7 protein-coding genes are annotated in these 11,878 nt (G+C 70.0%); 2 read left to right on the forward strand and 5 right to left on the reverse strand.

Annotation, left to right across the window (positions count from 1 at the left end; translation table 11 throughout):
- Positions 1-36 precede the first annotated feature (36 nt).
- The 3 genes from FBY40_RS16465 to FBY40_RS16475 are packed head-to-tail and all read right to left on the reverse strand — an operon-like array spanning position 37 to position 3,478.
- A complete protein-coding gene (locus FBY40_RS16465; protein ID WP_141939818.1) occupies positions 37-882 on the reverse strand; it encodes a transglutaminase family protein in 846 nt (281 codons plus the stop codon).
- A complete protein-coding gene (locus tag FBY40_RS16470) occupies positions 879-1,811 on the reverse strand; it encodes an alpha-E domain-containing protein (RefSeq protein WP_124292387.1) in 933 nt (310 codons plus the stop codon). Before FBY40_RS16470 ends, FBY40_RS16465 begins: the two co-directional genes overlap by 4 nt.
- A complete protein-coding gene (locus FBY40_RS16475) occupies positions 1,805-3,478 on the reverse strand; it encodes a circularly permuted type 2 ATP-grasp protein (protein ID WP_141939819.1) in 1,674 nt (557 codons plus the stop codon). The genes FBY40_RS16470 and FBY40_RS16475 overlap by 7 nt, the downstream gene beginning before the upstream one ends.
- Positions 3,479-3,573: 95 nt before the next feature.
- On the opposite strand from FBY40_RS16475, the gene FBY40_RS16480 reads away from it, so the two are divergent.
- Positions 3,574-4,785 (forward strand): carbamoyl-phosphate synthase large subunit, encoded by a 1,212-nt coding sequence (locus FBY40_RS16480; protein ID WP_141939820.1) that lies wholly within the window; start codon positions 3,574-3,576, stop codon positions 4,783-4,785.
- 9 nt (positions 4,786-4,794) lie between these two features.
- Here FBY40_RS16480 and FBY40_RS16485 read toward each other — a convergent pair whose 3' ends face one another.
- Together FBY40_RS16485 and FBY40_RS16490 are read right to left on the reverse strand one after the other, a co-directional pair.
- The gene (locus tag FBY40_RS16485; protein ID WP_141939821.1) at positions 4,795-5,970 is read right to left on the reverse strand and encodes an alpha/beta hydrolase; all 1,176 of its coding nucleotides are present in this window, start codon (positions 5,968-5,970) and stop codon (positions 4,795-4,797) included.
- 88 nt (positions 5,971-6,058) lie between these two features.
- Complete coding sequence (locus tag FBY40_RS16490; protein ID WP_268815540.1) at positions 6,059-10,102, reverse strand: carbohydrate binding domain-containing protein; 4,044 nt, start codon at positions 10,100-10,102, stop codon at positions 6,059-6,061.
- A 190-nt stretch (positions 10,103-10,292) separates the two neighbouring features.
- Between FBY40_RS16490 and FBY40_RS16495 the strand changes: the two genes are divergently transcribed.
- The gene (locus FBY40_RS16495; protein ID WP_235014976.1) at positions 10,293-11,873 is read left to right on the forward strand and encodes a molybdopterin-dependent oxidoreductase; all 1,581 of its coding nucleotides are present in this window, start codon (positions 10,293-10,295) and stop codon (positions 11,871-11,873) included.
- Positions 11,874-11,878 lie beyond the last annotated feature (5 nt).

Raw genomic sequence — 11,878 nt, forward strand, 5'->3', positions numbered from 1 at the left:
CGTCGCGATCCGCGGATCGGATCGACGCCCTGATGGTCACATCTCCCGCGTGATGGTGACCTTCACGTTGAGCTGGCTCTTGAACGGCCCCGCGTACACCCCGCGCAGGGGCGGCACGTCGTTGTAGTCGCGGCCCCGGCCGACGAGCACGTGGCGATCGCCGATCTCGATGTTGTTCGTGGGGTCGAATCCGTGCCAGTCGCCGGCGAACCACTCCACCCAGGCGTGCGACTCGCCGGTGACCGCGACACCGACCTCCGCGTCGGGCCGGGGGTGCAGGTAGCCCGAGACGTAGCGCGCCGGGATCCCCACTTCGCGGAGGGCACCGAGTGTGATGTGGGTGATGTCCTGGCACACGCCCTTGCGCGCCGTCCACGCATCGCTCGCCGTGGAGTGCACCCCGGTGACGCCGTGCATGTACTCGACGGCGTCGCCGACGGCGATGGAGATGGCGTGGGCCGCCTCGCCGGGATGGGTGTGCGCGGCGGCGATCGAGCGGGCGAGCTCGGCCACCTCCGGGTGCGGGCGGGTGCGTGCGGTCTGGCCGAGCTGCTCGATGGTCGCCACCGAGGCAGCTGCCTCATCGCCGAGCCCGTGCCAGGTGAGGGGCGTGTGCGCGATCGGACGCGACCGCACCTCCACGAGCGAGCGCGCGGTGATCTGCAGTGCCGCGTGCGGCGAGAGGACATCGAACGACGCCACACGCGTGCCGAAGTAGTCGACGTAGTGATTGACGGATGTGGACGGCTCGATGTCCAGCGAGGAGTTCAGGACGAACTGGCTGTCGGTCGATCCCGGCAGCATTCGCGCCTCGTTGTAGGACGCCGAGACGTTCCCCTGGTAGGAGAAGCCGGTCGAGTGCTCGATGCGGAGGCGCTTCACGAGATCTCCCCGATCCAGCTCGGCTCGGCCTGCGTGGGGAAGAACCGCGACTTGATCGCCTCGGATGCCTCACGCGTCACTTTCTGCACGCGCTGCATGTGATGCGGAAGCTCGTTGAGGATCTCGCTGACCGGCCGGTACTCGAGGTCGTTGCGGATGCGCCCGAGCGCGCGGAGCACCGTGTTGGAGTGCCCCACACGGTCGGCGCGGGGATCGATGGCACTCATGCATTCCTCTGCGAGCTGGATGGAGTAGATGATCGAGCGGGGGAACAGCCGGTCCAGCAGCAGGAACTCGGCGGCGTTGCGCGCACTCGGCATGCCCCGGTAGGTGCGCAGGTACGCCTCGTAGGCACCGCACGAACGCAGGATGGTCGTCCAGGACGGACCGGATGCCTCGGTCAGCGACCTCGTCGCGAGCAGGCGCGCGGTCATGTCGGTGCGCTCGATGCTGCGCCCGAGCGTGAAGAACTGCCAGGCCTCGTCGCGGCTGGTCGAGGAGTCGACGACGCCCACGGCGAGGGCGGCGCGCTCGCGCACCCACTGGAAGAACTCGTGCACCTTGTCGCGCTGGAGGCGCCGCGGCATCCGGGCACTGGTGGTGTTGAGGGTCTCCCACAGTTCGGTGGAGACGATCTCGCGCGCACGGCGGGCGTTCTCGCGGGCCGCCGAGATCGAATAGGCGATGCTCGCGGGGTTCATCCGGTCGACGGCAAGACGCTGCAGCACATCATCGCGACCGACCCGGTCTGCGCCCTCGAGCGGGTAGGACCCCATCACGCTCAGCAGAGAGCGGCAGGCGGTGTCCTCATCGATCCAGGGGTCTTCGAGAAGGAGCTGGAGGTGCACGTCGAGGATGCGCGCGGTGCCGTCGGACCTCTCGATGTACCGCCCGATCCAGAACAGTGACTCGGCGATGCGGCTCAGCATGCGTCATCCCTCCCCTGCTGCTGCTGCTCCTGCTGCTCGGTGCGCGTGCGCGGGCGGTCCTGGGGCGAGTGGGTCACCTCGTCCTGCTCGTCGTAGATGATCGGGATGGCGGCCGTGACCGTGGCCGCCTGATCGGCGACGAGCCCGGCCAGGCCGGCCCCCTGCCCGTACTCGACGTGCGAGGGCGCGGAACCACCGACGATCCAGGTGTCCTTCGAGCCGCCGCCTTGGCTGGAGTTGACCACGAGCTGCCCCTCCGGAAGCGCCACACGGGTGAGCCCGCCGGGGAGCACCCAGACATCCTCGCCGTCGTTGACAGCGAAGGGCCGGAGGTCGGCGTGACGGGGACGCATCCCGTCCTCGACGAGGGTGGGGATGGTCGACAGCATCACCACCGGCTGGGCGATCCACCCGCGCGGGTCGGCGAGCAGTCGGTGGCGGAGCGCCTCGAGCTCGGCCGGGGAGGCGTCGGGGCCGACGACCAGGCCCTTCCCGCCCGAGCCGTCGACAGGCTTGACCACGAGCTCGTCGAGCCGGTCGAGCACCTCCTCGAGCGCACCCGGATCTTCCAGCCGCCAGGTGTCGACGTTCTTCAGGATCGGCTCCTCGGCGAGGTAGTACCGGATCAGGTCGGGCACATAGGTGTAGATCAGCTTGTCGTCGGCAACCCCGTTGCCCACCGCGTTGGCGATCGTGACGTTGCCGAGCCGCGCGGCGAGCATGAGCCCGGGAGCCCCGAGCATCGAGTCGGCGCGGAACTGCAGCGGGTCGAGAAAGTCGTCGTCCACCCGGCGGTAGATGACGTCGACGCGCTTGGGTCCGCGGGTGGTGCGCATGAACACCTTGCCGCCGATGCAGAGCAGGTCGCGCCCCTCGACGAGTTCGACGCCCATGAGTCGGGCGAGGAGGGTGTGCTCGAAGTACGCCGAGTTGTACACACCGGGGGTCAGCACGACGACGTTCGGCTCTTCGACCCCGGGCGGGGCCGAGGCCCGCAGCGCCGCGAGGAGCTTGTTGGGGTACTCCCCGACCGGCCGCACCCGCATCGAGACGAAGAGCTCGGGAAGGGTCTGGGCCATCACGCGGCGGTTGGAGATGACGTACGACACACCCGACGGGACGCGCACGTTGTCTTCCAGCACGCGCATCTCGCCGTTCTCGTCGCGGATGAGGTCGATCCCCGAGACCTGGATGCGCACGCCGTTGGCGCTGTGGATGCCGGCGGCCTGCCGGTAGAAGTACTGGGATGACGCGATGAGACGCGCCGGGAGGACTCCGTCGCGCACGCAGTGCTGATGACCGTACGCGTCGTCGAGGAACGCCTCGAGCGCGCGCACGCGCTGCTTCACCCCCGCTTCGATGCGCGACCATTCGTCGAAGGCGATGATGCGCGGCACGGCGTCGAGAGGGAAAGGCCGTTCTTCACCGGCGAAGTCGAAGGTCACGCCCTGGGCGAGATACGAGCTCGCGAGCGATTCGGTGCGTCCGCGCAGCTCTTCCTGGGTCATCTGCGCCAAGGCCTGATGGAGCTCGCGATAGGCCTCCCGCGACTCCGCCCCCGCCGACCCGTTCCGCGACATCGCGAACATCTCGTCGAACGGGGCGACACCCGCGGGCGACCGGCGGGGCGTCAGCGTGGCACCGTAGCCGTCGAACAGGTCACCCATGCCCCGAGCCTAGTCGGGGGCGTGTTGCCGCAGTGTTTCGACCCGGCCGGAGCCGACGTCGCTAGGCTGAGCGGCACCTCGACCGGAAGGACGCCATGCGCATCCTCGTCACCAGCTCCCGCAACACCTTCGCGCTGGATCTCATCCGCAAGCTCGGGAGCATCGGACACACCGTCTACGCCAGCGACACCTACGGCGGCGCGGTCGGCAGCCACTCACGGTTCGCCGCCGGCCACCTGGTGACTTCGTCGCCGCGCTTCGCCACCGACGCCTTCATCACCGAGGTGTCGGACTTCGTCGCCGCGCACGAGATCGAGGTGATCATCCCCACCTTCGAGGAGGTCTTCTACCTCGCCGCGCGCCAGGACGATCTGCCCGAGGGTGTCCGCGTGCTCACCGGCACATTCGGCGATCTCGCGCGCCTCCACGACAAGGCGAGCTTCCAGCGGCTCGCCGAGGAGGCGGGTGTCCCCATCCCCGAGACGGTGGTGGTCACCAGCGACGAGGAGCTCGTCGAGACCATCGCCCGCTTCCCCCGTTACTTCGCCCGGGCGGCGTTCTCACGCGGCGGCGTGGGCCTGCTGACCAACACCGGTCCGCTCGCCGGCAAGACGCCGGTGGACGAGTGTCATCCCACCCCCGAGCAACCCTGGCTCGTGCAGCCCTTCGTCGACGGGCCGATGGTGTGCTCGTACAGCATCATCGTCGACGGCCGCGTGACAGCCCACACGACGTATGTGGCCGCGGAGCAGTGGGCGCACAGCACGGCGATCGCCTTCCTGGCCGTGGACAGCACCGACACCCTCGGCTACGCCCAGCGCATCGTCGACTCCCTCGATCCCGGGTTCACCGGCCAGCTGTCGTTCGACTTCGTCGACCACGGCGACGGACTGCGCATCATCGAATGCAACCCGCGACCCACCAACGGCGTCATCCTGCTCGATGCCGCCGATGTCGGTCGCGCCCTCACCGGCGACGTCGACGAGCCCGTCGTCGCCGAGCCCGGCGCAGAGCGGGAGATCACCCTCGCGGTGGTCGCCGACTGCTTCGCCGAACCGCTGTCGCACCTGCCGACGTCGCTGCACGACCTGCTGCACGTGAAGGATGTCGGAAGCGGCTGGCACGACAGCCTGGCGATGATGTGGAGCCCCGCGACCATCGTCCACGGGGCGAAGATCCAGCACGGTGACCGCAAGGAGATCCTCGCCGCTCTCGGCGACGACATCGTGTGGAACGGCGAGCCGATCGACGGGATGAGCTCCGCCGACGCCGCCGCCCTCGACGCGGTCCACGCCGGTCGGGTCTGACTCGGGCGTTCAACGACCGAGGAGTCCCTCCGCGCGCGACATCGCCTCGAGCAGGGCCGGAAGGCGCGCACCCGCGCCGCGGCGCGGAAGCCGCTCGAGCACGCCGCTCTCGTCGGGGAGGCGGTGCTGCATGCCACGCACGAGCCGGCGGACGGCGTTCAGGAGCGCGACCGGGTGGGTGTCCAGCGCGCTGTGTCCGTTCTCGAGCGTGACGAGCACGGCGTCCCGAGCTCTCCGCGCGGTCCGCTCGGCGATCGCGGGCGGGGTGCGGAGGTCTCGGGTGCCGCTGAGGACGACCAGGGGCCAGGGGAAGGCGGGGGTGAGCGCGGGAAGGTCGTAGGGCTCCCCCGCGAACGCGGGGAACCGCGGCGCGAGCGGGGCGTAGGTCGAAGCCGGGTCGAGCGGCAGGCCGTCGAGCGGCGCTCCGTAAGCGAGCTCGCGGAAGGCGATCACCCCGGCCAGGTCGAATTCGTACACCCCGGGGATACGGGCGATGTCCTCGTCGCGCGTCGCGTAGGCCGAGAGCGCTCGCCAGGTCAGCGGCGGTCCGCGCCGCACCCGCCGGCGCGCAAGTGCGGCGGCCAGCTCGAGCCCCGCCAGCTCGTACGCCGCGCGGACCACGTCGAGCACCGACCGCTCATCCTCACCGCGGTCCACGAGCGTGCGCACATCTGCCGAGAGCGCGTCACCCGCGTCCCAGAACAGTCCCCGCACGCGCTCCCGCTCGATCGCGAGGTCGGCCGTGGACTGCAGGGGCGAATCCAGCAGCATCCGCTCGACACGGTCGGGATGGCGCACGCCGAACGCGGACGCCAGATAACTGCCGTACGACGAGCCGACCAGGACAGCGCGTTCGATGCGTTCGTGGTCGAGGACCGCAGCGACGTCGTCGAGCACCGCCAGGATGCGCATCGCCGACGGCGGAAGGGCCGCTCCGGCGAGGTCGGTCCGCGAGAGGCCGACGCCACGGTGCTCGACCATGACGACGTCCAGCCCGCCGCCCGCGGCGATCCGGCGGACGCTGCGGTAGGGACGGACCGAGGCGAGGCCCGGGCCGCCCGGAAGGATGACGACCGGCGTCGCGCCCCGGGGCCCCGAGCGCACGTAGGTGAGGTCGAAGGCCGGCGCATCCGAGGTGTCGGGGCGCCGCACCGTCTCGATGCGTTCGCCGTGCCGTGCCGCCATGGGGCTACTCTTTCGCATCCGGATGCCGCGGCGAAACGCCGAGGGCGCCACGCCGTCGGGAAGACCGGCGCGACGCCCTCGGATCGCCTCAGACCTCGGAGCCTCCGAGATCACGTCGACGCGCGAATCGACGCAGGGCCAGGACCAGACCCGCCAGCAGCAGGGTCAGACCGGCAGCGACCGCCGCCCACGGCCCCTCGACGCCGGTCGCGCCCAGGACGCCTCTCGGACCCTCGCCGGCCGCGGGCTGGCCGGGAGCGCCGGCGCCGGGCACGCCGGGCTGGCCGGCGCCGGGGTCGGTTCCCGGGTCGGGGCCGGGGTCGGGGCCCGGATCCACACCCGGGACGGGGTCCGTGATCTCCGTCAGCACCTGCAGGCGGTCCACAGCCACCGCCTCCGCTCCATCGGTCGACAGGCGGTAGCCCGAGACCGACGTCAGCTGCAGTCCGTCGTCAGGCGCACCCGCAGGCTGCTCGTCGCTGCGCTCGAAGGCGTCGAAGGGCACCTCGACGTATCGCCAGCCGGCGACGTCGTCGGTGAACGAGGCACGGAACCGTTCCGCGTCATCCGGGGCCTGATAAACCCGCAGGTAGTCGACCTTGAGCTCCTGCGGGAACGTCAGATCAGCACCCAGCGGCCCACCGAAGTTGCCTCCGACGGCCATGTTCATCAGGAACGTGAATGCGTGCTCGTACACCCACTCCGAGGGCGCCACGTCCTCGGGCGTGGCGGTGTGGAAGAGGATCTCCTCGCCGTCCTCGAGCTGGACGTACCAGCGGATCTCCTCGGGCTCCCACTCCACCGCGAAGGTCAGCCAGCGATTGCTGAGGTCCTCGCCGAAGTCGTAGGTCTGGCCGTAGGCGTTCCCACCCGAGTACCCCGGACCGTGGATCGTTCCGAAGATCTCGTCGGGAAGCTTTCCAACGTACTCCATCACGTCGATCTCACCCGTCTGCGGCCATCCGACGTCGCGGAAGTCGTTTCCGAGCGACCAGATCGCCGGCCAGATCCCCGGCTCCCCATCGGGCATCTGCGCCCGCGCCTCGATGCGACCGTGGAGCGCTTCGACCTTGCCCTCGGTGATGAGGCGAGCAGAGGTGAACTCGCACGGTCCGTACCAGCACTCCAGGCCCAAGGCCGCAGGGTCTTCCACGGCACGCGTGGTGATGACCATGTTGCCCTCACCGTCGTGCGCAGCGTTCTCGGTCGAGTCGGTGTAGTACTGCAGCTCGTCGTTGCCCCAGCCCCAGCCTCCCGTCTCGTAGGTCCACCAGCGCTCGTCTGCGGGCGTCCCTGCCGGAGCGTCGAACTCGTCCGACCACGCCAGCTCCCAGCCCTCGGGCCCGACGCGCTCGGCCGTGCCGTCGTCGAGGCCCACCGTCACCGTTCGCCCGTCACCGGCGCCCTGGTACCAGAACCCGAGACCCTCGCGGGCCGACCAGTCCTGCGACTGCTCGAGTTCGCGAGCGAACCCGCCCGTGCCCTCGATGTCGAGCACGTTCTCGAACGACGACTGGCCCTCATAGGCACCGTCGTCGCCCGCGGCGATCTCGCGCGTTGAGATCTCCGCTTCGCCGGTGGGACGCAGCAGACCCGCGCCCGACTCGAAGTCCTCGAGCATGCCGTCGGGGGCGACGTCGGTGTCGGTGATGCTCACCCGTCCGATCGTCGACATCCCGAGCTCGGCTCCCACGGGCTCGGACAGGCGGATGACGAACGTCTCGTCGACCTCGGCCTTGTCGTCGTCGATCGTCGCGACCTCGATCACGGCCGACTGCTCACCTGCCGGGATTGTGACCGTGCCGCGGGTCGGGACGAAATCGCGGTCCGCCGTCGCCGGCAGGTCCTCGGTCGAGGTGCGGTACTCGGCGACCTCGGTCGCGTACGCGACCGTCACGTCCTCCTCCGACACCCGCGACAGCCGCAGCTCCGCCGCGGCGGTGTCACCCTCTGCCACGATGAAGGTCGAGCGGGCGAAGTTCAGCTGCAGCGGACGGTTGGCGTCGGACTGACCGACCAGGGTCAGATCGTCGAGTCGGATGACGGGGGTCACGGGTGTGGAGGTCTGCTCAACACCGATGCCGAACCCGTGCACCTCGGTCAGGGTGAGGCCGTCATCGGGCGCACCGTTGCCGATGTTCTTGCGGGCGAAGTCCTCGAACGGCAGCTCGATGAACCGCCACCCGGTGAAATCGTCGACGAACTGCACCGAGAACCGCTCGGCGTCATCCACCGTCGAACCGGGGTTGCGGTTGTCGAGCAGATCGACGAACATCGGCGCACCCGAGTTCGTGCCCTGCATCCAGAACCCCACCCCTCGGTAGGCCGACCAGTCCTGCGGCACCCACGAGGTCCCATCGGTGAAGTTGTCGATCACCACAGCCCACGACGACGTGTCGAAGCCCAACTGCAGCACGTCATTGCCCTCGGCAGCACCCGGACGCGTCGCATCCGCCACCCGCTCGATCGAGGGCACATTCCCCGCACCCTGCGCCGCGAACCACCCCAACGGCGGCACCGCCGCCGGATCCCCCAACACCAACTCCGCCTCGAAATCCTCCACCGTCTGCTGGTACTCCACCAGTGCGATGTCGTCGAGTCGGATGACGGGGGTGACGGGTGTGGAGGTCTGCTCAACGCCGATGCCGAACCCGTGCACCTCGGTCAGGGTGAGGCCGTCATCGGGCGCACCGTTGCCGATGTTCTTGCGGGCGAAGTCCTCGAACGGCAGCTCGATGAACCGCCACCCGGTGAAATCGTCGACGAACTGCACCGAGAACCGCTCGGCGTCATCCACCGTCGAACCGGGGTTGCGGTTGTCGAGCAGATCGACGAACATCGGCGCACCCGAGTTTGTGCCCTGCATCCAGAACCCCACCCCTCGGTAGGCCGACCAGTCCTGCGGCACCCACGAGGTCCCATCGGTGAAGTTGTCGATCACCACAGCCCACGACGACGTGTCGAAGCCCAACTGCAGCACGTCATTGCCCTCGGCAGCACCCGGACGCGTCGCATCCGCCACCCGCTCGATCGAGGGCACATTCCCCGCACCCTGCGCCGCGAACCACCCCAACGGCGGCACCGCCGCCGGATCCCCCAACACCAACTCCGCCTCGAAATCCTCCACCGTCTCGGTCAGGAGCGAGAGGGGCGCCGCGGGGGCGGCGTCGTCGTCGCGGATGGTGATCGTCGCGGTCGAGACACCGAGATCGGCACCCGACGGGGTCGCGAGCGACACGGTCAGTGTGCGGTTGCCGTTGACGAGCTCGTCGGCGGTGGTGGCCACCTCGACGTCGATGCTCGTGGTCCCCGCGGGGATCGTGAGCGTCTCGGCGACCGCGGTGTAGTCGGCGCCCGCGATCGCGGTGCCGTCGGCGGTGACGACCTCGACGGTCACAGGACCCTCGGCCGCGCGGCTGAGCGAGACCGGGAGGACGGCTGTCTCACCCTCGGTGACGCTCGTCGCGGTGCGGTCGAACCCGACGGTTGCGGCGACCGGTCCGTCGGAGGAGAACAGCGAGATGGCGTCCATCTTCACGGTCGCCGCTCCCGCATTCGCCGGGAACAGCAGACCGCGCACGAAGTCGAGATCGAGCGTGCCGTCGTTGGGAGCCCCAGAGTCCTGGTAGTCCGACGCGTAGGCGAACGCCGACCATGGGAGCTTCACGAGGTTCCAGCCGGCGCCCACCGGCACGACGGTGTCCCATCGGTCGGAGACGCCGGGGTCGGCTGCGGCGGCATCCATGATCTCGACCTGGATGCTCGAGGCGGTCCCGTCGCCGTGCATCCAGAACTGCACGCCGTCGTAGGCCGACCAGTCGAGCGCCGGCATGTCTGCGGCGCGCTCGAATCCGACACCGCCGAACGCGCCGGCGGCGGTCACGTCGAAGCCGTAGCTGAGTACGTGGGTGTTCGGCCCGGAATCGGGGTACGACCCCGTGCCGGCGTCGGCGATGGTCTGCACCCCCGCTCCGGCCGATCCCCACTGGATGTGGTCGGAGGTTCCGGATTCGAAGTCGCGGAAGGTCTCGGTGGACTCCGCCGCATGGGCGGCGGGGGAGACACCGGTGAGGAGAAGGGCCACGGCGGCGGCCGTGGCACTCGCACGAAGAAGGGGGGCATGGCGAGGCAACGTGACGTCCTTGTCGATCGGAAACGGCGGCGTTCAGCCGGGCGAGCACGCGGATTGTGGGGGGGAGGCGCTTTCTCGGCACGAGCACCGTAGGCAGAACGGTTGCGCCTCGTCAACCCGAGATCGTCGTCAGCCTTCCGTCGCCCCCGGCGCGGAGCCCTGGAGTGTGGAGCACCTTAGGCTCGAGAACGTGGCGAAGACCGATCGCGCGAGAACCCGGGACGGATGGCTCGCCGCGGCGGCCGGCGCCGTTGCGGCGCTTCTCGGTGCGGGCCTGGGTGAACTCTCCGCAGCGCTGATCGCGCCGTCATCCAGTCCCTTCGCCGCCATCGGCGGTGCGCTCATCGACGCCGCTCCCCCCTGGGCGAAAGACACCGCGATCGCGTGGTTCGGCACGGCCGACAAGATCGCCCTGCTCACCGGGATCGCCATCGTGCTGCTCGTCGTCGCCGCAGTCGCCGGTCTTCTCGAGCGACGCCGCCGGCCGGTCGGGGTGGCGATCGCCGTCGCCCTCGGCGTCGTCGGCGCCGCTGTGGCGCTCACCCGCGCCGACGCCGGCCCGCTGTCATGGCTTCCCTCGCTCATCGCCGGCGCCACGATGGCCGTGACGCTGCGGACGCTGGTGCGGATGCTGCCCGCGCGGCCGATCGCCCGATCAGACGCGCCGCCCCCGGATGCTCCGCTCGACAACCCTGCGCAGATGGACCGCCGGCGTTTTCTCGCCTGGACGGGAGGCGCCGCCGCGATCGGACTCGTCGCCGTGCTCGGCGCGACGCTGGTGAGCGGCGGCAGCCGTGCGGTCGCGGCGATCCGCGCGGCGCTTCGGCTGCCGCAACCGGCTGTCGCGGCATCCCCTGTTCCCGCCGGCGCCGAACTGAACATCTCGGGGCTCGCGGACGTGATCACCCCGAACGAGTCGTTCTACCGCATCGACACCGCACTGGTCGTCCCCCAGGTCGATCCGGCCGACTGGTCGCTTCGCATCCACGGACTCGTTCAGAACGAGGTCACCCTCACCTGGGACGAGCTCGTCGCGCTTCCCCTCGAAGAGGGGTACGCCACGATGTCGTGCGTGTCGAACGAGGTCGGCGGAACCCTCATCGGCAACGCGCTGTGGCTCGGGTATCCGATCCGCGAACTGCTCTCCCGGGCCCGCCCGACGGCGGACGCCGACATGGTGCTCTCACGGTCGATCGACGGGTTCACGGCGTCGACGCCGCTGGAGGCGCTCACCGATCCCGGACGATGGTCGATCCTCGCCGTCGGCATGAACGGCGAGCCCCTGCCCCTCGAGCACGGGTTCCCGGTGCGGATGGTCGTACCGGGCCTGTACGGCTACGTCTCGGCGACGAAGTGGGTCGTCGACCTCGAGGTCACCCGGTTCGACCGGGCGACCGCATACTGGACCGACCGCGGGTGGTCCGAGCGCGGTCCGGTCAAGCTGCAATCGCGCATCGACGTGCCGCGTCCCGGTCAGGGGTTGAGCGCGGGCGACACCGTCATCGCGGGTGTCGCCTGGCAGCCGCACGTCGGCGTCTCGCGTGTGGAGGTGCAGGTCGACGACGGGCCCTGGGAGGAGGCGACCCTCGCCACGGCCATCTCGGATGACACGTGGGTGCAGTGGAGTCTGCCGTGGCGGGCCACCGCGGGGCGTCATGTGCTGCGCTGCCGCGCCACGAACGTGCTCGGTGAGACGCAGACGTCGGAGGTCGCCGGTGTCGTACCCGATGGCGCGACGGGATGGCACGAATTCCCCGTCGACGTCTTCTGAGCCGG

The sequence above is a fragment of the Microbacterium sp. SLBN-154 genome, assembly GCF_006715565.1.
GTDB lineage: Bacteria > Actinomycetota > Actinomycetes > Actinomycetales > Microbacteriaceae > Microbacterium.